We start from the raw sequence: 19341 nt of genomic DNA on the forward strand, positions 1-19341 counted from the left end.
AACTAGAGTAGAGGCGGGGACCGCAACACCCGGGCTTCATGGCAGGCTGACGCCCACGGTTGTAACACCAGCACACTGCGGCGTCTGTTGCCAGAATGTCGGAGCAGGAGAGTGAGGGAGCGATGTTCGAGAGGTTCACCGACCGCGCGAGGCGTGTCGTTGTCCTGGCCCAAGAAGAGGCCAGGATGCTCAACCACAACTACATCGGCACCGAGCACATCCTGCTTGGGCTGATTCACGAGGGTGAAGGCGTCGCGGCCAAGTCGCTCGAGTCGCTCGGTATCTCGCTGGAAGGCGTGCGCAGCCAGGTCGAGGAGATCATCGGCCAGGGGCAGCAGGCTCCTTCCGGTCACATCCCGTTCACCCCGCGCGCCAAGAAGGTACTCGAGCTGAGTCTGCGCGAGGCGCTACAGCTCGGCCACAACTACATCGGCACCGAGCACATCCTGCTCGGCCTCATCCGCGAGGGTGAGGGCGTGGCGGCCCAGGTGCTGGTCAAGCTGGGTGCCGACCTGAATCGCGTGCGCCAGCAGGTAATTCAGCTGCTGTCCGGATACCAGGGCAAGGAGCCGGTGGAGTCGGGCTCGCGCAGCGAGTCGGGCACGCCGTCCACCTCGCTGGTGCTCGACCAGTTCGGCCGCAACCTGACCCAGGCCGCGCTCGAAGGCAAGCTCGACCCGGTGATCGGGCGCTCGAAGGAAATCGAGCGCGTGATGCAGGTGTTGAGCCGCCGCACCAAGAACAACCCGGTGCTGATCGGCGAGCCCGGTGTCGGTAAGACCGCGGTGGTCGAGGGCCTGGCGCAAGCCATCGTCAACGGCGAGGTCCCCGAGACGCTGAAAGACAAGCAGCTCTACACCCTCGACCTGGGATCCCTGGTCGCGGGCAGCCGCTACCGCGGTGATTTCGAAGAGCGGCTCAAGAAGGTGCTCAAGGAGATCAACACCCGCGGCGACATCATCCTGTTCATCGACGAGCTGCACACGCTGGTCGGTGCGGGCGCCGCCGAGGGCGCGATCGACGCGGCATCGATCCTCAAGCCGAAGCTGGCTCGCGGTGAATTGCAGACCATCGGTGCGACCACCCTCGACGAGTACCGCAAGTACATCGAGAAGGACGCCGCCCTCGAACGCCGGTTCCAGCCGGTTCAGGTCGGCGAGCCGACGGTCGAGCACACTATCGACATCCTGAAGGGCCTGCGCGACCGCTACGAGGCTCACCACCGGGTTTCGATCACCGACGGCGCCTTGGTGGCCGCGGCGACACTGGCCGACCGCTACATCAACGACAGGTTCCTGCCGGACAAGGCGATCGACCTGATCGACGAGGCCGGTGCCAGGATGCGTATCCGTCGCATGACGGCTCCGCCGGACCTGCGCGAATTCGACGACAAGATCGCCGACGCGCGCAGGGAGAAGGAGTCCGCGATCGACGCGCAGGACTTCGAGAAGGCCGCGCGGTTGCGTGACAAGGAGAAGCAGCTCGTCGCCAAGCGGGCCGAACGCGAGAAGCAGTGGCGTTCCGGCGATCTGGACGTTGTCGCGGAAGTCGACGACGAGCAGATCGCGGAGGTGCTCGCCAACTGGACCGGTATCCCCGTCTTCAAGCTCACCGAGGAGGAGACCACGCGTCTGCTCCGCATGGAGGACGAGCTGCACAAGCGGATCATCGGCCAGGAGGACGCGGTCAAGGCCGTTTCCAAGGCGATCCGTCGCACCAGGGCAGGCCTGAAGGATCCGAAGCGTCCGTCCGGTTCGTTCATCTTCGCCGGTCCGTCCGGTGTCGGTAAGACCGAGCTGTCCAAGGCGCTGGCGAACTTCCTGTTCGGCGACGACGACGCGCTCATCCAGATCGACATGGGCGAGTTCCACGACCGCTTCACCGCTTCGCGGCTGTTCGGTGCCCCTCCCGGGTACGTCGGCTACGAAGAGGGCGGCCAGCTCACCGAGAAGGTGCGCCGCAAGCCGTTCTCCGTGGTTCTGTTCGACGAGATCGAAAAGGCGCACCAGGAGATCTACAACACCCTGTTGCAGGTGTTGGAGGACGGCCGTCTCACCGACGGTCAGGGTCGCACGGTCGACTTCAAGAACACCGTGCTGATCTTCACCTCCAACCTCGGCACCTCGGATATCTCCAAGGCGGTCGGGCTCGGGTTCGCGCAGAGCAACAGCGAGGGTTCGAACTACGAGCGGATGAAGCTCAAGGTCAACGATGAGCTGAAGAAGCATTTCCGGCCCGAGTTCCTCAACCGTATCGATGACGTCATCGTCTTCCACCAGCTCACGACCGAACAGATCGTGGAAATGGTGGACCTGATGATCGCCCGTGTCGAGACGCAGCTGCGGAACAAGGACATGGCGATGGAGATCTCCGAGCAGGGCAAGGCACTGCTGGCCAAGCGCGGCTTCGACCCCGTGCTCGGTGCTCGGCCGCTGCGCAGGACCATCCAGCGCGAGATCGAGGACCAGCTGTCGGAGAAGATCCTCTTCGGCGAGATCGGCCCCGGTCAGACCGTGTCGGTCGATGTCGAGGGCTGGGATGGCGAAGGCTCCGGCGAGGATGCCAAGTTCACCTTCGTCGGCAAGGCGAAGCTGACCAAGGATTCCGCGAAGGACGCCAAGCCTGAAGTCGTGCTGACCGGCGCGACCGAGGGTGGCGCGACCGAGGCTGCCAGCGAGTAGTTCCCTTCCATCGACGAGTCCGGCCCCGCACCGTATCGGTGTGGGGCCGGACTTTTCGCTAGCTATCGCTGTTTTCCCCGCTTGGGCTCACGGAGGACGGCGAGGCGGCTGCGGTACTGCTCCTCGGTGATCTCGCCTCGGGCGAATGCCGAGCGCAGTGCGCCGATACCGCTTTCGTGTCGGTGGAATCGGCGTCGGACGAGGAACACCGTGGTGAGGACGATGATCCAGAACAGCATGGGGAAGATCCAGAACAGCGGCCATGGCTGCCAGCCGTCGGAGTAGTGGTCGGCGAGAAAGGTCAGGGCTTCGGGGTGCGCGGAAATGTTCATACCGAAAGCGTGCCGTCATGGGCGATGTGTGGCATCGGCCTGCTGTCCTCGCCCGGGCTACGCGTATGCGCGTACCCGCAAAATGGTTACCGGTTAATTGCCAGGACTGCTGACAGCGCCGCGAAATGAGTTCGCTATAAAGTTGCCACAGGTCAGTTTCTCGTGCGTTTTCCTCGAATTGCGGGTGTGTACGCAGGTGATGGCGCCGAAGAAACACACCGGTCGGTTATTGCCAGCCCGGTCGCACCAGACCCGATTCATAGGCGAGCACCACGAGTTGGGTGCGGTCGCGCGCGCCGAGTTTCATCAGAATTCGACTCACGTGCGTGCGTGCCGTCGCGGGACTCATAAAGAGTCGCTCGGCGATCTCGGCGTTGGTCAGTCCTTCCGCGACGAGCGCCATTACCTCGCGCTCACGGTCGGTGAGCTCGGAAAGCTCCGCGGGCGGAGGAATTTTCGCGTGTGCGGAGAATTCGGCGATCAGGCGACGGGTCGCACCGGGCGAAAGGAGCGCTTCGCCGTCGGCGACCACCCGTACCGCACGCACGAGGTCGGCAGGCTCGGTGTGTTTGACCAGGAAGCCGGTGGCCCCGGCGCGCATCGCCTCGAAGACGTACTCGTCGAGCTCGAAAGTGGTCAGCACCACGACCTTGACCGCACCGAGCGCGGGGTCCTCGACAATTTTCCTGGTCGCGGCGAGGCCGTCGAGAATCGGCATGCGGATATCCATCAGCACCACGTCGGGGGCATGGCTGCGGGTCATTCGTACGGCCTGCTCACCGTTGTCGGCTTCGCCGACCACCTCGATATCGTCCTGCGCCGCGAGTAACGCCGCGAAGCCGCCACGCACCAACGCTTGGTCATCGGCGATCAGCACGCGTACGGTCATCGGTCCGCCTGTCTCGATCCGTGGGTGCCACCGGCTGAGACGGCGCCCTCGGGCGAGCTCGCCTCGCGGCCCTGCCCGGGGTTCTGCGCTCGAGGCTCGACGTCGGCCGCGTCGAGTGCCGGTGCACGGGGCTCCTCGGTCTCGGCGAGGTCGTCCTGCGCGGGGGCGGAGTCGTCGCTCGGTTCCTGAAGCTGCGCTGGAAGTCTGGCCGCGACCCGAAAACCACCGCTGGGACGTGGTCCGGCGGTAAGCGCGCCACCGAGCGCGTGCGCGCGTTCGCGCATACCGACGATGCCGTTGCCGCCGGACATCGCTCGCGGCGGCGTCGCGGTCGCGCGGGTGTTGTCGACGGTGAGGTCAACCGAGCCCTTGGCGTAACGCACGGTCACCATCGCGTCGGCGCCGGGCGCGTGCCTGGCCACATTGGTCAGCGACTCCTGGATGATGCGTGCCGAGGCCACATCGATCACGGCGGGCAGCGGTGCGGGTGTCCCGATAATCCTGGTTTCCACGCGCATCCCCGCCGCCCTGCTGTGCTGCAGCAGCGCGTCCAGATCCTCGATGCTCGGCACCGGAGCTCGCGGTGCGCTCGACCCTTGTTGGCGCGGCGGTGGATCCGTCGGATCGGGTTCGGCCGCAGGAAGATCGGAGTCCGGGTCGGATTCGGCGTCCTCGGGTTCTGCGGGGGCCGCGACCCCCGCGGTGCCACCGGTGCGGATCGAATGCAGCAGCGAGTGCACCTCGGTGAGCGCGTCACGGCTGGCGGTCTTGATCGCGGCCAGGGCCGATTCGGCCTGCTCGGGTTGTTTGGCGAACAATTCCAGTGCCACCGAGGACTGCACATTGATCATCGAAAGGCTGTGTGCCAGAACATCATGCAATTCACGGGCAATGGCGAGACGTTCCTCGGTCGTCCTGCGCGCGCGCAGGTTCTGCTCCTCGCGGCGCGCGGCCTCGGCGCGGTGTCGGCGTTCATCGAGTGCGGCCCTGCGCTGACGCAGGCCCTCGGCGATCGACACCAGTACCGCCAGCCATGCCAGCAGTGCGAACACCTGCCACAGGTTGGCGGGGCGGCCCAGCAGCGTGGGCAATGGCCAGACCAATACGAGGTATCCCAGCGGCACCAAGGGGTAGGTCAGCCAGCGTGAACCGGTAGTTCCCGCAGTGAGGAACGCGATCAGCAGTGCGAGGAAAATCGGCCCGTATCCGTATCCGACCAGCAGATACGCGACGCAGGCCGACAGTGCCACCACGAGCGCCGGTAGCGGTTTGGCGCGTCGCCAGACCAGCGCGCACGGCCCGATCAGTAACAACAGATAACCGAGCACGTCGAGAGAACGGTCGCCGGTGGCTCGGTTCGCGAAGGTCCCGCCGACAAGCTGGATGGCCGCGACTACCAACGCCAACGCCGCGTCTCGTCCGACCGAACCTCGATTCGTCATCCCTGGCACCCCTCGAGCCTATTGGTTTCGGCGGCCGTGCGCGTCCGCCTCTCGACGTAAAGCCCACGGCTCGACCGGTCCGTGCCTCACGACAACTTGGCCGCGGCGGATTCGGCGTTCGCGGCTGAGCCGAAACCGGCGGGACAGATCAGGACGGGCCCCGACCGCGTTGCCGCCGATGGTCCTCGTCCGCGGTGGCATACCGCCGCGTACGTATGTGCGGCTTGGTCGCGGGACGGATGTGGCGCGACCGTCGTGCGCGGGATTCTTCGACTATGACAGATTCGATAGTGGTCACCGAAGGGTTGACCAAACGCTATGGCACACACGTCGCCGTCGACGCCGTCGACATGCGCGTCGCAACCGGGGAGATCTACGGTTTTCTCGGCCCCAACGGCGCGGGCAAGACCACCACGCTGCGCATGCTGGTCGGGCTTATTCGTCCCAGCGCCGGCGCGGCGACGATCGCGGGGCGCACCCCCGGCGATCCCTCGGTGGTGCGCAAACTCGGTGTACTGATCGAGGGTCCCGGTTTCTACCCGTACCTCTCCGGTCGCGACAACCTCCGTGTCCTCGCCAGATATCGGCGTCTCAGCGGTCGCGAGGTGGACGAGGCACTGGCGCGAGTGGGGTTGCGCGAGCGGGCCGACGACAAGTTCCGCACTTACTCGCTCGGGATGAAGCAGCGTCTCGGGGTGGGTGCGGCACTACTGGGGCACCCGGACCTGCTCGTGCTCGATGAGCCGACCAATGGCCTCGATCCGCAGGGCATGGCCGAAATGCGGGAACTGATCACCGATCTCGCGGCCGACGGTCACACGGTGCTCTTGTCGAGCCACATGCTCAGTGAGGTGCAGGAGATCTGTGATCGGGTCGGGGTGATCGCGCAGGGCAGATTGCTGGCCGAGTCCACCGTCGCGCAATTGCGTGGCGCCTCTTCGCTCTTGGTGCGCGCCGAGCCACGCGCGCAGGCGCTGGACGCGATCCGCGCGGTGGTGGACGCCGCCGCCGTCACGACCGTCTCGGACGGCATCAGGATCGCGGCGGGCAGTGGGTCGGCGCCCCTGGTGGCGCGCGCGGTGGTCGAGAGCGGCGCGGAGCTCTCGGAATTGCGAATCGAAGAGAAATCGCTCGAAGAGGTGTTCTTCGAGATGACCAAAGGGGTGACGGCATGATGAACGCGGTAGCGATCGAGAAAACGATGCACCGGCAGGGTGTGCGCAGCAGGAATACCGGCGGTGGCCTGCTGCGCGGGCTGCTGGCCAGCACGCGGGCCGAGGCGTTGCGGCTGCGAAAATGGCCCGCCTTCTGGGTTCTGCTCGGCACCTGGATTCTGTTGAACCTCGCCTTCACCTACCTGTTCAACTACCTCGCCTACACCACCGGCGAGTCCGGGAGAATGTCGAATGGATTACCGAAAGACGCACTGCTGCAACAGATGCTGCCCGCTGCGGTGCCGGAAGTATTCACCCAGGGGATGGCGATGTTCGGTGGCGCGCTCATGTTGATTCTCGGCGCGCTCGCCACCGGTAGCGGATTCGGTTGGGGGACATGGAAAACCGGGTTCACCCAGGGGCCGTCGCGAACCTCGGCGATCGGTGCCACCATGGTCGCTCTGCTCGTGGTGGTGGGCGGCCTGGTATGTGTGGCGTTTCTGATCGATACCGGGGTCGCCGCCGTGATCGGCGCCAGTCGTTCGCAAGAACTCGTTCTGCCGTCGCTTGGCCGGGTGGCACTCGGAATCGGTGTCGGCACGGCGATTCTGGGAATGTGGACGCTCGCGGGTGCGTTCATCGGCGCGATCGCACGTGGTCCAGCCCTGGCCGTCGGCCTCGGCCTGGTGTGGGTATTGGTGGTGGAGAACCTGCTGCGCGGGGTAGCGGGCATCTTCGCCGCCGTCGCCGCGATCACCGACCACCTGCCCGGCACCGCGGCGGGCTCGTTGGCGGGCTCGATGCGGACGACCGACGGGCAGGCGGTACCGGGGGTGCTCGACATCCTGTCGCGGACCGAATCCCTGATAGTGCTGGGTATCTACGCGGTGCTGTTCGTCGCGGGCACGATCGTGCTGATGCGCCGCCGCGACCTGATCTGACCCGCGCGGCAGGTTCGATGTCCGGTGGAGTTACGCCAGGGCGGCGTCGAGGGTGATGTCGGCACCCGAGAGCGCCTTGCTGACGGGGCAACCGGCCTTGGCGGTCGCCGCGGCGGTGGCGAACGCGGCGGCGTCGAGGCCGGAGACCTTGCCGCGCACCGTGAGCTTGATGCCGGTGATCTTGAACCCTCCCGCTGGATCGGGTCCGAGCGATACATCGGCGTGCACGTCCAGGGCCTCGACCGTGCCGCCCGCGCCGCCGATCTCACCGGAAAGAGCCATCGCGTAGCAGGACGAGTGCGCGGCGGCGATCAGCTCTTCAGGGCTGGTGGTGCCGTCGGCGTTGTCGGCGGCACGCTTCGGGAACGACACGTCGTACTTGCCGATCCCTGAGCTGGCCAGTTCCACCTGGCCCGAGCCTGCTTCCAGGGAACCGGTCCACGAGGTGCGCGCGCTACGTGTGGGCATCGAGAGTCCTTTCGGTGTTGATCATCGGGGTTCGCCTCGAACGTACTCCGATCGATCAGTCGAGGACGTCGGTTCGCCGATCGAGCTGATCGAGCAGCAGCGCCCAGGCCCCGCGATGCCGAGCGCGGGCGGCAGTTTCGGCAAAACCGTTCTAGGACAGCTGAATTCGAAGAACCCGTCGAAGCAGCGGCGAAGCGCACCGTCAGTACGGTTTCAGCACCTGCGGTCCCACCTGCGCCGGTGGTCCAGGTGAGCTCGAACAGTTCGTCGGGGACCAACCGCCAGATACCGGCCCGTAGTGCGGGCTACGTATGTCGTGGTGCTCGGTCTCGAAGCAGGCGGGGTCGTTCACCGCTCCGCCCATCAGCACCGAACCCGGCGTCGCGAACCACACGTCGAACTGATCGGTCCATGTTCGATACAGCGTGGCCGGCGGCAAAGCCGTCATGACTCGGTCGACAGCGAGTTCGTACGGCCGTGCGGACAAGTCAGAGGATGCGCATGGTCGAAAGTGCCGCGCGGGTCCGCCATCTCAGCGGCCGAGCGTGCGGCGGGGAGGTTTCGACACCGCTGCCGGTGTCTGGCGATCGCGGGCGGTGGGAGCTTTCCGGTTGATGGTATGTCAGCTCCGAGCACTCGTTCGAAAGTATGCCCGAGTGCGGTAATACATCGCGGGGACGGCGACCAGAACCGCGAGGACGTGGATCGTCCGTAGCACGAAGATGAGCACGAATTCGGTGGTGACGTCGGTGAACAGATCGCCGAGCTGGTCGGCGGACAACGCTTGTGCCAGCGGCTCGATGAGCAACGAGGCCAGTCCGACGATGCCGATACCGACAGCGAGTACTCGGCGCGCCCACCGGCTGCCGTAGGTCATACGCAACGCGGCGGCGAACACCACAAGGTAGATCGTCAGTCGGACGGTGAGGGCGGTCGCGAGGCTGCCGGGGTGGGTATCGCCTGCCGCGAGCGCCGTTTGCGCGATCGCCTCGACGACACCCGCCAACAGGGCGACGACGAAGCCGACGAACGCGACGCGGATTGCCCGCGGCGTCGGATTCGGATCGTTCACCTGCGGTGTTCCGGTGTGCGGCCGGATGGTTCGGGACCGGCGGTGCGCCCCGGTGGTCGGTGTTTCTACCGTATTCGGGGTTGTACCACCGTCCTGGGCGGGCAGTTCGTCGGCCGCCGGTGTGCCGGCGCGCCGGCGGGATTTTCCACGACCGGCTGCGCGCAGCGGGGCGGGCCACAAGGAAAGGGCAGAGTCGATCATGCGATCCACACTGCCGTTTCCCCACCGCGCGGGGATCAACCCGAAGTGGTGACCTGCTCTCGTACCGGAGTATCAGTGCGCGAGGCGAATTCGGTGAGCGCGGCGAACCCGAGGGCGAGGCTCGCCCACAGCGTCGCGGTCTCGGCCAGCGACGACACCCGGAAACGCCACAGCAGATCGGCGGGGAAGTCCGCGGGCACCTCGTTCACGCCCGGCAGCAAAACGTAGCCGAGAATCACCACGACGACGAAGGCCGCGACCCCGCCGAGTAACCGCGCCGCGGCCAGCTTCCGCAGCAGCGCATACACATACACCCCGGCACCTACCGCGACGGCACCGAGGAGAACCGCGGCCAACCAGAGCAGGGTGCGGTCATTGATGGTGTCGGGATCGCCGACGGCGGGCGGGTTGGCCGGATATTTGAAGAACGGCACCGCGACGATCGCCGCCCAGCCCGCGAGTCCGAGCCCGAGCGCCAGGCGCGGGCCGGCGACGCCGGTGAACCGACGCGCGAAATGGGCGACGGTGGCGAAGATCGCGCCCAACGCCAGTCCGGCGAGGCCGAGTGCGAGGAACTGGCCGAACTTTTGTCCGGCGCGGCTCACCAGTGGGTCTTCCTCGTCGCCGTGCGAATGTCCCTCGGGTGAACCGGCTTGCGGGGCGCCGTGCTCGTCCGTCCCCGGCGTGCCGTCCCCGGCGGAGTGTGCTTCCTCGATGGCGATGGCGGCATCCACCTGGGGTTCGCCGACGAAGTACCCGACGGTGGCGGCGAGCAGACCGGCGACCAGGCCGGCCAACAGACCGCGCAGCAGCAGTGTGGTGAACGAACCGGTCAGTGGCACGGTAGCCCCAGCAGGTGGCGTCCATCGTGCATCAGCTCATGCATGTACATCCCGCTACGCGAGAGAGCACCCTGGTCGAAACCCACCAGGTACAGCGTGAGGAGTGCGAGAAGTACGACACCTACTGTGACCAGTACGGCGGCGAGTGAGTCGGCTGCCCGGCTCGGGGTGTGCGCGATGGCCATGCGAGTCCTCCTTGGGATGCGCGTCCCGTGAATGGTGGACGCGGGGGTGCCGGTATCTGGCTTTCCCGGCACCCGAGGAATCGTCGCGGTGTATGGAACACCCTCGGTGCATGGAACACAGTGGCGCGACCGCTCCGGATTCACACCGGAATTCCCGCATCACCCTCGCGTTTGTCTCCTGCACTGTGGCACCCGGTGCCACTCGCCGTCAATACTTTCGCGCGCGCCGCACACCACCGTCGACACGAGTCGCGGTGCAGGTCGACGCGGTATAGAGCCCGCGCCCGCGTCGCGGACGAACGCCGGACGCTACTTCGCGGCCGACTCGTTCGTGACGTCGAGAACGACTTCGAATTCCAGCAACGAGGCACCCGTCGACACCGGCTTCGCCCGCTCGCCCGCATGCGCCTCGCGCGCGGGTCCGTCGCGCCATGCCGCGAACGACTCTTCGGTATCCCATTGGGTGACAACGAAGTACCGGTTCTCGCCAGCCACGGGACGGAGCAACTGGAAGCCGAGGAAGCCCGGCGACCCCTCCACCGCGTGCGCCCGGTGGGCGAAGCGCTTCTCCAGCTCGGGGCCGGCACCCTCGGGAACCTCGATCGCATTGATCTTCACAACAGCCATACCAACCAAGCTAGCGCCTGCCGCCCTGGCAACGCGCGGTGCCTCGTATTGTTGAAGCCGATGCTGGAGAACCTGGAGAACCCAGCCCGGCCAGCCGAGTGGTTGTACGACGAAGGCGGCACCGGGGCACCGATCCTGCTACTGCACGGACTGATGGGCAGCGCGCGCACCTGGCATGCGCAGCTGCCGTGGGTACGCGAGTTCGGTCATGTCCACACCTTCGACGCGGCGGGGCATGGACGGCCCGCGCCAAAGGAGTTGACGACAGAAGCCTTCGTCGGCGACCTCGCCGCCGCGACCGCGTCGATTACCGAACCGATGGTGGTGATCGGACACTCGATGGGCGGCCTGCACGGGTGGGTCTTCGCCGCGACGCACCCCGATCGGGTGCGCGCGCTGGTGGTCGAGGACATCGCCCCCGATTTCACCGGAAGAACCGCCGCGAACTGGGCGGCCATGATCCATGCGTGGCCGCAACCGTTCCCGGACGCGGAAGCCGTGCTCTCGTATTTCGGCCCCGTGGCGGGGGAGTACTTCCTGAACTCGTTCACCCGCGACGCGGACGGCTACCGACTGCACGGCTCGGTCGAGACCTTCCGCGATATTTCCGAGGAATGGGGCACCCGCGATTTCTGGCCACAGTGGCGTGCGCTGCGCGTTCCCACCCTGTTGTTCGAGGGCGAGCACACGATTACCCCGCCCGGCCAGATGCGCGAGATGGCGCGCACACATCCCGACGCCGAATACGTGCTCGTCCCCGACGCGGGGCATCTTGTGCACGACGATCAGCCGGGGCGGTATCGGGCCGAGGTGGAAAGGTTTCTGCGCGAGGTGCTTTGAGCCCGGAGCCCCTGAGCCGCTACCTACAGTCGCGCAGGGGAACGCCGAATCAGTTCGAGTCGGCGAGGTCCTCGCGCTTGTCGAACCGCTGACGCGGCCGCACGTTCGTTCGTTCAGCGTCCGGGACAACAAGACCGGGGATGATTTCCAGCACCGAATGACCACGGTGTAATGGTCAGGACCACCGAAGATCGCGATGTCGCCGGCGCACAGCTGCCGCGCGGGCGCAGTGTCGGTGACGATCCACGCACCGCCGCGCACCATCGCCACCACGGTGAGCGGCGCTTCGTCCTCGACGCGCAGCGACCACGGCGGCTCGAGCAGAGAACACATCACGAACGCACCGCGCGCACGCGGACCTTCGAGCAAACTTGCCAGAGCGTCCACGCCATCTCGGTTGCTCCGGTGGCCAACCACGACGCCGAAGAGAATCGCACTCGGCCGGTCACTTCGTGCGGGCAAAGCCACGGGCGGAAATCGATGGGCAAACGCGGAGCGCGCGCTCGACGGCCACGATATTCGGTGCGACCAGAAGCAATTCGCCCTCGTCGCCGCGGAACGGGTCCTACTTTCGAGTCCAGGCGGGAGAACCTGGCCGTCGCGCCTACCGAGGTGGCCTCGACCGGTTTGCCGCGATTCTCGAATGGTTCACCGGTTGGCCTGTGGCTTCCTTCGACCTTGTTGTCAGTCGTCGGGCGGTGACTCCAAGCGCGTACCTCGGACTCAAGGCCGGCCTGGTGCGCCTGATCGTCGTCTGTGTCGCGGGTTACATCGCCGGAATCGGCGACACGCTCTACGGCAGCACGGTCCAGTACGCCGCACTAGGGGAGGGTGCGCCCATGAACCGGACCCGCGATGACCCGTCGCCACGTTCGCGGTCGCGTGACGCGCGCATCGCGTCGGGCAGGGTGCGGTGGTGTTCATCGATCCGCTACGCGCTTGCCCCACCCTCGCCAGCCAGGGCGAACAAGCCGTCGTCCGTTTGCTCGATGAGTCCGTCCACCAGCAACGAATCCAGCGCGCGGTTGCGTTGGCCGGTGTCCCTGGTCCAGGCCATATCGAGGCGGACGCGTTCGACCGGGCCGCTGGCGGTGCGCAACACATCGAGCAATCTGCCGCGTGCTTGTCGGTCGGTGCCCTCGTATTTCTGCGCGCGTCGTACCACGTCGGCGGCGGGTCGGCCCGCACGTACCCAGGCGCACTCCGGCAGGGGGCAGCGCTCGCAGTCCGGTCTGCGTGCCGTGCACACGGTCGCGCCCAGCTCCATCAGTGCCGCCGAGAACGTCGCGGCACGGCCGATGTGCGTCGGGAGCAGGGCCTCGGCTTCGGCGAGATCGCGCGTGGACGGATTGCCCGCGTCGCCACGGCCGTGGACGGCACGCGCGATCACCCGGCGAACGTTGGTGTCCACCACGGGAACCCGCTGCCCGTAGGCGAAGCACGCGACCGCGCGCGCGGTGTAGGCGCCGATGCCGGGCAGTCCGAGCAATACCTCGACGTCCTCGGGAACCTCGTCACCGTGCTGCTCTGTCAGCACCCGCGCGCACTCGTGCAGGCGCAGCGCACGCCGCGGGTAGCCGAGCTTGCCCCAGGCGCGCAGCACCTCGGCCTGGCTGGAGGACGCCATCGCCGAGGGCACCGGCCACCGAGCCACCCATTCACGCCAGATCGGCTCGACCCGGACCACCGGGGTCTGTTGGAGCATGATCTCGCTCATCAGGATCTGCCACGCGGTCACACCCCGGTGTCGCCACGGGAGATCGCGCGCCGTTTCCCCGTACCAATCCAGCAGTGCGTCGACGTCGACTCGGCGCTCGATATCGTTCGTTTCGGCGCCGCGCTGACGGCGTCGGTGCTGGTCAGTGCGTTGTCCACGGTCGTTGTGCTGGCCGTTGTCGCGGTCGTCGTCCGACCGCGTCGCCGTACTGCTGCGCACTGCCCTCACTATCTCGTATCTCCGCACCGCCACCGGTGTTCGTTTGCTCGTTTGTAACCAACAGAACTCGCTGGCAACGCATGCGTTGTGCACAATGGTCGTTATGCCCAATTCGAACCCGACCAGTGCCTGGAAGTCTTTGCGAGACGGCAACAATCGTTTCGTCAGTGATGCGCTGCTTCATCCTAGTCAAGGTGCCGCCGACCGGGCCAAGCTCGTCGGCGGTCAGTCCCCGACGGCAGTGCTGTTCGGCTGCGGTGACTCCCGTGTGGCCGCGGAGCTGATTTTCGACCAAGGTCTCGGCGACATGTTCGTGGTGCGCACCGCGGGCCACGTCATCGACAGTTCGGTGCTCGGTTCGATCGAATACGCGGTCGAGGTACTGAACGTGCCGCTGATCGCCGTGCTCGGTCACGACAGTTGCGGTGCGGTCCGCGCCACCCTCGACGCCCTCGACGGCGGCGCCGTGCCGGGTGGATTCATCCGCAGCATCGTCGAGCGGGTGACGCCGTCGATTCTGCTCGGCCGGCGCGAAGGGCTCTCCACCGTCGACGAGTTGGAGGCCAGGCACGTCGTCGAGACGAGCCAGCTCCTGCTCGAGCGTTCGAGCATCATCTCGCAGAAGGTGGAAGCGGGTGATTTGGCGATCGCGTCGGTGACCTACCGATTGTCCGAGGGTAAAGCCCAGTTGCACCGGGTCGCCGGCGATATCGGCGAGCTGCCCTGAGCGACAGTTTCGGTTATTTCCCCAGCGTGCGCGCGGTCACGTGCGCGTGACCGCGACGCGGCCGGGCTCGACACGCCGAGGTCCTGAGTCACCGCGCGCGACCGTGCGCTTACCGTTGAGGTGTGCTGGAACCGAACGGACCGCTCCCACCGGAGATCTATTGGCGTCGTCGCGCATTCGCTATCGCGGCACTGGTCGTCGCGCTGGTGTTGGTGATCTGGCTCGTATTGACCGCGACCCGCGGCGGGGGAACACCCGACGATGCGGCGGCGGCCGCGTCGAGTTCGTCGTCCTCGGCGCCGCCGGTGACCTCGCAAGGTAATCCGGGCAGCTCCGGTGGTGGGCAGTCCGCGACGTCCACTTCCGCGGCAGGCGGTGCGGCTGCTGGCAACGCCACACCCGACAACGCGGTACCCGGCGGCGCCGGTTCGGGCGCACCTGCGGCTCCCGGTGGCGCTCCGGTGGCGAATCAGTGCCCGGATCAGTCGTTGGCCGTGAAGGTGACGGTCGAGCAGCCCACCTATAACGTCGGCGATCAACCCATCTTCGGGATCGTGATCACCAATATCTCCTCGGGCGCGTGCGCGCGTGACATGGGTTCCGGCCTCCAGCGGGTGTCGGTGTCCTCGCTCGACGGTCAGCGTCAGCTGTGGTCGAGCAACGACTGCTACCCCGACGGCCAACCCGATATCCGCACGCTCAACGGGGGCGAGCAGGCCGCGTTCACTGTCACGTGGTCCGGTGCTACCTCACAGGCGAAGTGTGCGGGCGAGCGAGTCCAGGTCCCCGCGGGCGCCTACAGCGTTGTGGCGCAACTGGGTTCGGTCCGCAGCTCCGCAGAGCCGTTCAACATCGCCTGAGCCGAGTCGAACCAGCGGCGCCGACCAAACACCCCGAAACTGCTCCTGAGCTCCTGAGCTCCTGAGCTCCTGAGCTCCTGAGCTCCCGGGCTGTCGTGCTGTCGGGCTGGACCAGCCGGACAGGTCAAGTTGGTTAATAGCCTGGGCGAGTCGACCAGCCCGACGAGCCGACCGGCCGAACTGGCCGGACTCAGCCGGTGGACTGCCGGGCAGGCCAGGCGGGCGGGGCTGAGCTGACGAGTTGGATGAGCCGACCGGCTAGACGAGCCGACCAGTCGGACGAGCCGACCGGCCGAACTGGCCGGACTGGCCGGACTCAGCCGGTGGACTGCCGGGCAGGCCAGGCGGGCGGGGCTGAGCTGACGAGCTGGATGAGCCGTCCGGCTGGATGAGCCGACCAGTCGGACGGGCCGGGCCAGCCGGGCGGACCGGGCCAGCCGAGCGGACCGGGCCAGCCGGTGGACTGCCGGGCAGGCCAGGCGGGCGAGGCTGAGCTGACGAGCTGGATGAGTCGACCGGCTGGATGAGCCGACCAGTCGGACGGGCCGGGCCAGTCGGACGGGCCGGGCCAGTCGGACGGGGCGGGCCAGCCGGACGGGCCGGACTCAGCCGGTGGACTGCCGGGCAGGCCAGGCGGGTGGGGCTGAGCTGACGAGCTGGATGAGCCGACCGGCTAGACGAGCCGACCAGTCGGACGGGCCGGGCCAGCCGGACGGACCGGGCCAGCCGGGCGGACCGCCGGGTAGGCGACCGGGGTGGGCTGACGAGCCGGATGAGCGGGGCGAGCCGGACCAGCCGATGAGACGGGCCGGTCAGCAGGGGGCATCTCACGAGCAGGTGCCTGCTGACGAGCGGGAGAATCCGGGCTAGCCGATCAGCCGGGTTACCGTGCGCGAGCGCCGACTCCGACGCACATACCGCTGTATCGATCGTCAGTTGCCGACCGGCGAACGCGGAAAGGCCGTGGACCACCCGCCGCACGCGCACTGATCGGCAGGTGCGGCAAGCGCAGGTCGCTCGTTGTCGAGCGCATTGTTCACTCCGCGAATGCGGGGTCGGGTGCTGCGGTATCGCTCGACACGGCGCGCAGGCGCCGCAGTCCGGCGATGCGCAGGGCGGAACGTAGGTCGGTGACCTCGTGGACCTTCATCGTGCTCCGCGTGGGCTTCAGGTCCGGCGGCACCAGTGCGGTGGTGAAGCCGAGCCGTTCGGCTTCGGCCAGTCGGCGCGAAAGCCCGGTCACCTTGCGCACTTCCCCGGCCAGGCCCACCTCGCCGATGATTACCCACCCGGCCGGAATCGGCACCTCGGATTCGGCGCTGGCGATGGCCAACGCGATGGCGAGGTCGGCAGAGGGCTCCAGCAGGCGCATGCCGCCGACGGTCGCGGCGTACACATCGTGCTTGCCGAGAAATACTCTGCCCCGGCTCTGTAATACCGCGAGCACCATGGAGACGCGGTTGTAGTCGAGTCCGCTCACGGCCCTGCGTGGTTGTGGGATCTCGGTTTTCACCGTCAGCCCCTGCACCTCGCTGACCAGCGGACGCTTGCCGTCCATCGCGACGGTCACCGCGGTACCCGGTGGCGCGTCGGTGCGGTGGTGCAGGAACAGGCCCGAGGGATCATCGACGCAGGCGATGCCGTCCTCGTGCAGCTCGAAACAGCCGACCTCGTCGGCACTACCGAAGCGGTTCTTGATGCCGCGCACCATTCGTAGCGTGGAGTTCTTGTCTCCTTCGAATTGCAAGACCACGTCGACCAGGTGCTCGAGCGTGCGCGGCCCCGCGACGTGGCCGTCCTTGGTGACGTGCCCGACCAGCAGCACCGCGATGCCGGTGGTCTTGGCGAGCGTGGTGAGCGCCGAGGTGACCGCCCGCACCTGGGTGACGCCGCCGGTGACTCCGTCGACGTCGGGGGCGAGCATGGTCTGCACCGAGTCGACCACCAGCAGGGTTGGGCGGACCTGCTCGACGTGGCCGAGCACGATGGACAGATCGGATTCGGCGGCGAGGTACACCCGGTCGTGTACCGCCGAGGTGCGGTCGGCGCGCAGGCGGACCTGACCAGCGGATTCCTCCGCGGTGACGTAGAGCGAGCGCTCGTCCCGTTTGGCGGCCCACTGGTGGGCGACCTCGAGCAACAGCGTCGACTTGCCGACGCCCGGCTCCCCGGACAGCAGGACGACCGAACCCGCGACGATGCCGCCACCGAGTACCCGGTCGAGCTCGCTGACGCCGGTCGACTTCGCCTGGGTGACACGGGAATCGACGGCGGAGATGGGCGCGGCGGCGGTACTGGGCAACATCGCCCGTCGCGCGGGCGTGCCCGCGGGCGTCGCGGCGACGACTACTTCGTCGACCGTGCCCCATTCGCCGCAGTCGGGACATTTACCCACCCACTTGGCGACCTCGTGGGAGCAGGCGGAACAGCGGAAGACAGGCTTGGACTTGGCCACAGGCGCACCCTACGTGCGTGGTCCGACACGAGCGCGGACGCGGCGGGCTCGTGGCGCGGGAACGCCCGCGAGCCAACAGCTCTCGCGGGCGTCGACTGCGCGTGGGGTCAGTGCCCGCTTCCGTGCTCGGCTTCGACTGCCGAGCCGACGCGTGCCGGCGCGGTGCCCGCGTCCACCGGGACCTCGACCTGGCCGGTGCCGTTCTGCTTGAAATTGAACGTCAGTCGGTAGGTGAGCCCCGGTGTGATGTCCTTGCTGAGGTCGTTGATCTCGATCAGTGCCGGCTTCGCCTCCGGTGCTGTGACCTCTTCGCCTTCGGCGGCCTGCGCGGTGGTCGGCGCGGATTGCCCGGCCGAACCCGCCTTGGCGGCATCGTTCGTCGCGACCACGGTCTGCTGCGGTGCGAGTTCCAGCGTGGACTTGCCGCTCGCCGGGGTGATCTTCACGGTGCCGAGTTCGGTGGTGACGCTGGTGAGTTCGTCCGACACCGAGGGGCTGTCGTTGATGATCGAGAGCGCGATGAGTGCCTTACCGCCCTTGGCGTTGGTGTACTCCGCACCGGCGGCCGGGTACACGATGTGCAGGTTGCGCAGCGCGATCTGGCCGATGGTGGACTCGTTGCCGTTGACCGCGGGAACCTGGTCGGCGGTCTGCGCGATCTGGCCGGCGCTGCATCCGGTCAGCGCGAGTGCCGCTCCGGCGGCGAGAGCGGCAACCGTCAGCATGTGACGTCGCGCCCTCCTCGGGGCGGTCACGGCGTTCAAGGCAGTCACGGGTTGTCCCTCCATGTCGACCGGGCTCTTCGCTCGGGAGCGTAGTAACTAGGCAGCGTAGTAGTTCCCGGTGGCGGACGTGCGCCGGGGAGGTGAATTGGGGGCGGCCTGTGCGCGGGTTAGGCGGTGTCTAGTACTTTGCCGTGAGATTGTCATCGAGACGTCCGGCCGTGCTGTGGCCGACACCACTTGGTTGATAACATTTTGGTCGAGCTTTACGGAGGTCGAGTACGCTTGCCGCGCCCGAAGAGTGGCTGTCAGGAGCTGCGTGCCGGGTGATTACCCGTTTCTGGGCCCATCAATGCACATCAAACCCGTTCTGTCAAGCCCCAGGGTGCCCTCGTTGTGGCCCTGACCTGCATAGTTGATCGCGCCGTTATCGAGTCGCATGTTAAACTGTGAACATCGAAAGGGGCACGGGACACATGATTTTTAAGGTCGGAGACACCGTCGTTTACCCCCACCACGGAGCGGCGCTGATCGAAGCAATCGAGACTCGCACCATCAAGGGCGAGCAGAAAGAGTATCTGGTCCTGAAGGTCGCCCAGGGCGATCTGACTGTTCGGGTTCCCGCTGAGAACGCCGAATACGTCGGTGTTCGTGACGTCGTCGGTCAGGAAGGCCTCGATAAAGTCTTCCAGGTTCTTCGTGCGCCGCACACGGAGGAGCCGACCAACTGGTCCCGCCGCTACAAGGCCAACCTCGAGAAGCTCGCCTCCGGCGATGTGAACAAGGTGGCCGAGGTCGTTCGTGACCTCTGGCGTCGTGAGCAGGATCGCGGCCTTTCCGCCGGTGAGAAGCGGATGTTGGCCAAGGCTCGGCAGATTTTGGTCGGTGAACTCGCCCTCGCCGAGGGCACGGATGATGGAAAGGCCGAGACGCTCCTCGATGAGGTTCTCGCCGCGGCTTCCTAATT

Annotated in this window: 18 protein-coding genes, 2 pseudogenes and 1 riboswitch; of the genes and pseudogenes, 7 read left to right on the forward strand and 13 right to left on the reverse strand. The window is 66.9% G+C overall.

The features are described from left to right. The first annotated feature begins 122 nt into the window (after positions 1-122). Positions 123-2681, forward strand: coding sequence for an ATP-dependent Clp protease ATP-binding subunit (locus tag ABEA50_RS07900; RefSeq protein ID WP_345494387.1), 2559 nt, complete (start codon positions 123-125; stop codon positions 2679-2681). Between the two features lie 62 nt (positions 2682-2743). On the opposite strand, the gene ABEA50_RS07905 is transcribed toward ABEA50_RS07900, so the two are convergent. The 3 genes from ABEA50_RS07905 to ABEA50_RS07915 all read right to left on the reverse strand — a co-directional run bounded on the left by ABEA50_RS07905 (position 2744) and on the right by ABEA50_RS07915 (position 5344). Then, the gene (locus ABEA50_RS07905) at positions 2744-3013 is read right to left on the reverse strand and encodes an SHOCT domain-containing protein (RefSeq protein WP_345494388.1); all 270 of its coding nucleotides are present in this window, start codon (positions 3011-3013) and stop codon (positions 2744-2746) included. A gap of 226 nt (positions 3014-3239) precedes the next feature. After that, entirely contained in the window at positions 3240-3902 is a 663-nt protein-coding gene (locus tag ABEA50_RS07910) for a response regulator transcription factor (RefSeq protein WP_345494389.1), read from the reverse strand. After that, positions 3899-5344 (reverse strand): histidine kinase, encoded by a 1446-nt coding sequence (locus ABEA50_RS07915; RefSeq protein ID WP_345494391.1) that lies wholly within the window; start codon positions 5342-5344, stop codon positions 3899-3901. Before ABEA50_RS07915 ends, ABEA50_RS07910 begins: the two co-directional genes overlap by 4 nt. A 275-nt stretch (positions 5345-5619) precedes the next feature. On the opposite strand from ABEA50_RS07915, the gene ABEA50_RS07920 reads away from it, so the two are divergent. Together ABEA50_RS07920 and ABEA50_RS07925 are read left to right on the forward strand one after the other, a co-directional pair. After that, positions 5620-6519: an ABC transporter ATP-binding protein gene (locus tag ABEA50_RS07920; protein ID WP_345494392.1), complete on the forward strand. Its 900-nt coding sequence runs from the start codon at positions 5620-5622 to the stop codon at positions 6517-6519. Continuing rightward, entirely contained in the window at positions 6516-7439 is a 924-nt protein-coding gene (locus tag ABEA50_RS07925) for an ABC transporter permease (protein WP_345494394.1), read from the forward strand. Before ABEA50_RS07920 ends, ABEA50_RS07925 begins: the two co-directional genes overlap by 4 nt. A gap of 30 nt (positions 7440-7469) precedes the next feature. On the opposite strand, the gene ABEA50_RS07930 is transcribed toward ABEA50_RS07925, so the two are convergent. The 5 genes from ABEA50_RS07930 to mhuD form a co-directional block, all read right to left on the reverse strand. Further along, on the reverse strand, positions 7470-7907 hold the full coding sequence (locus ABEA50_RS07930; RefSeq protein WP_345494395.1) for an OsmC family peroxiredoxin: 438 nt from the start codon (positions 7905-7907) through the stop codon (positions 7470-7472). Between the two features lie 622 nt (positions 7908-8529). Next, positions 8530-8979 carry a hypothetical protein gene (locus ABEA50_RS07935; protein ID WP_345494396.1) on the reverse strand — a complete coding sequence of 150 codons (450 nt, stop codon included), beginning with the start codon at positions 8977-8979 and terminating at the stop codon, positions 8530-8532. Positions 8980-9215: 236 nt separating this feature from the next. Then, the gene (locus tag ABEA50_RS07940; protein ID WP_345494397.1) at positions 9216-10022 is read right to left on the reverse strand and encodes a CbtA family protein; all 807 of its coding nucleotides are present in this window, start codon (positions 10020-10022) and stop codon (positions 9216-9218) included. Continuing rightward, on the reverse strand, positions 10013-10207 hold the full coding sequence (locus tag ABEA50_RS07945; RefSeq protein ID WP_345494399.1) for a CbtB domain-containing protein: 195 nt from the start codon (positions 10205-10207) through the stop codon (positions 10013-10015). The genes ABEA50_RS07940 and ABEA50_RS07945 overlap by 10 nt, the downstream gene beginning before the upstream one ends. Before the next feature lie 30 nt (positions 10208-10237). Further along, a riboswitch (cobalamin riboswitch) is annotated at positions 10238-10425 on the reverse strand. A gap of 91 nt (positions 10426-10516) precedes the next feature. Further along, a complete protein-coding gene (gene mhuD, locus ABEA50_RS07950; protein WP_345494400.1) occupies positions 10517-10834 on the reverse strand; it encodes a mycobilin-forming heme oxygenase MhuD in 318 nt (105 codons plus the stop codon). 60 nt (positions 10835-10894) lie between these two features. On the opposite strand from mhuD, the gene ABEA50_RS07955 reads away from it, so the two are divergent. Next, positions 10895-11674, forward strand: a complete 780-nt coding sequence (locus ABEA50_RS07955) for an alpha/beta fold hydrolase (protein WP_345494402.1) — start codon at positions 10895-10897, stop codon at positions 11672-11674. Positions 11675-11836: 162 nt separating this feature from the next. On the opposite strand, the pseudogene ABEA50_RS30915 reads toward ABEA50_RS07955, so the two are convergent. The 3 genes and pseudogenes from ABEA50_RS30915 to ABEA50_RS07970 form a co-directional block, all read right to left on the reverse strand. After that, positions 11837-12061, reverse strand: a pseudogene (locus ABEA50_RS30915) (cupin domain-containing protein); the annotation flags it as partial. Beyond that, positions 12052-12239 (reverse strand): annotated as a pseudogene (locus ABEA50_RS07965) (zinc-dependent metalloprotease); the annotation flags it as partial. The pseudogenes ABEA50_RS07965 and ABEA50_RS30915, both read right to left, overlap by 10 nt. A 366-nt stretch (positions 12240-12605) precedes the next feature. Next, positions 12606-13493, reverse strand: a complete 888-nt coding sequence (locus ABEA50_RS07970; protein WP_345494716.1) for an A/G-specific adenine glycosylase — start codon at positions 13491-13493, stop codon at positions 12606-12608. Positions 13494-13713: 220 nt separating this feature from the next. On the opposite strand from ABEA50_RS07970, the gene ABEA50_RS07975 reads away from it, so the two are divergent. Further along, positions 13714-14337, forward strand: coding sequence for a carbonic anhydrase (locus ABEA50_RS07975; protein WP_345494403.1), 624 nt, complete (start codon positions 13714-13716; stop codon positions 14335-14337). 122 nt (positions 14338-14459) lie between these two features. After that, complete coding sequence (locus ABEA50_RS07980) at positions 14460-15197, forward strand: hypothetical protein (RefSeq protein WP_345494404.1); 738 nt, start codon at positions 14460-14462, stop codon at positions 15195-15197. 1036 nt (positions 15198-16233) lie between these two features. Here the strand turns inward: ABEA50_RS07980 and radA are convergent. Further along, positions 16234-17652 (reverse strand): DNA repair protein RadA, encoded by a 1419-nt coding sequence (gene radA, locus ABEA50_RS07985; protein WP_345494405.1) that lies wholly within the window; start codon positions 17650-17652, stop codon positions 16234-16236. Positions 17653-17759: 107 nt separating this feature from the next. Further along, complete coding sequence (locus ABEA50_RS07990; RefSeq protein WP_345494406.1) at positions 17760-18377, reverse strand: hypothetical protein; 618 nt, start codon at positions 18375-18377, stop codon at positions 17760-17762. 473 nt (positions 18378-18850) lie between these two features. On the opposite strand from ABEA50_RS07990, the gene carD reads away from it, so the two are divergent. Beyond that, positions 18851-19339 carry an RNA polymerase-binding transcription factor CarD gene (gene carD, locus ABEA50_RS07995; protein WP_058853337.1) on the forward strand — a complete coding sequence of 163 codons (489 nt, stop codon included), beginning with the start codon at positions 18851-18853 and terminating at the stop codon, positions 19337-19339. The last annotated feature ends 2 nt before the right edge of the window (positions 19340-19341 follow it).

Origin of the sequence: Nocardia callitridis (genome assembly GCF_039543305.1) — a bacterium.
GTDB lineage: Bacteria > Actinomycetota > Actinomycetes > Mycobacteriales > Mycobacteriaceae > Nocardia > Nocardia callitridis.

Bases quoted from the DNA above. Each gene is read 5' to 3' on its own strand.
- ABEA50_RS07905 (WP_345494388.1), bottom strand. From the start codon at position 3,013: ATGAACATTTCCGCGCACCCCGAAGCCCTGACCTTTCTCGCCGACCAC.
- ABEA50_RS07920 (WP_345494392.1), top strand. From the start codon at position 5,620: ATGACAGATTCGATAGTGGTCACCGAAGGGTTGACCAAACGCTATGGC.
- ABEA50_RS07900 (WP_345494387.1), top strand. From the start codon at position 123: ATGTTCGAGAGGTTCACCGACCGCGCGAGGCGTGTCGTTGTCCTGGCC.
- mhuD (WP_345494400.1), bottom strand. From the start codon at position 10,834: ATGGCTGTTGTGAAGATCAATGCGATCGAGGTTCCCGAGGGTGCCGGC.
- ABEA50_RS07975 (WP_345494403.1), top strand. From the start codon at position 13,714: ATGCCCAATTCGAACCCGACCAGTGCCTGGAAGTCTTTGCGAGACGGC.
- carD (WP_058853337.1), top strand. From the start codon at position 18,851: ATGATTTTTAAGGTCGGAGACACCGTCGTTTACCCCCACCACGGAGCG.
- ABEA50_RS07925 (WP_345494394.1), top strand. From the start codon at position 6,516: ATGATGAACGCGGTAGCGATCGAGAAAACGATGCACCGGCAGGGTGTG.
- ABEA50_RS07910 (WP_345494389.1), bottom strand. From the start codon at position 3,902: ATGACCGTACGCGTGCTGATCGCCGATGACCAAGCGTTGGTGCGTGGC.
- ABEA50_RS07930 (WP_345494395.1), bottom strand. From the start codon at position 7,907: ATGCCCACACGTAGCGCGCGCACCTCGTGGACCGGTTCCCTGGAAGCA.
- ABEA50_RS07990 (WP_345494406.1), bottom strand. From the start codon at position 18,377: ATGCTGACGGTTGCCGCTCTCGCCGCCGGAGCGGCACTCGCGCTGACC.
- ABEA50_RS07945 (WP_345494399.1), bottom strand. From the start codon at position 10,207: ATGGCCATCGCGCACACCCCGAGCCGGGCAGCCGACTCACTCGCCGCC.
- ABEA50_RS07915 (WP_345494391.1), bottom strand. From the start codon at position 5,344: ATGACGAATCGAGGTTCGGTCGGACGAGACGCGGCGTTGGCGTTGGTA.
- ABEA50_RS07955 (WP_345494402.1), top strand. From the start codon at position 10,895: ATGCTGGAGAACCTGGAGAACCCAGCCCGGCCAGCCGAGTGGTTGTAC.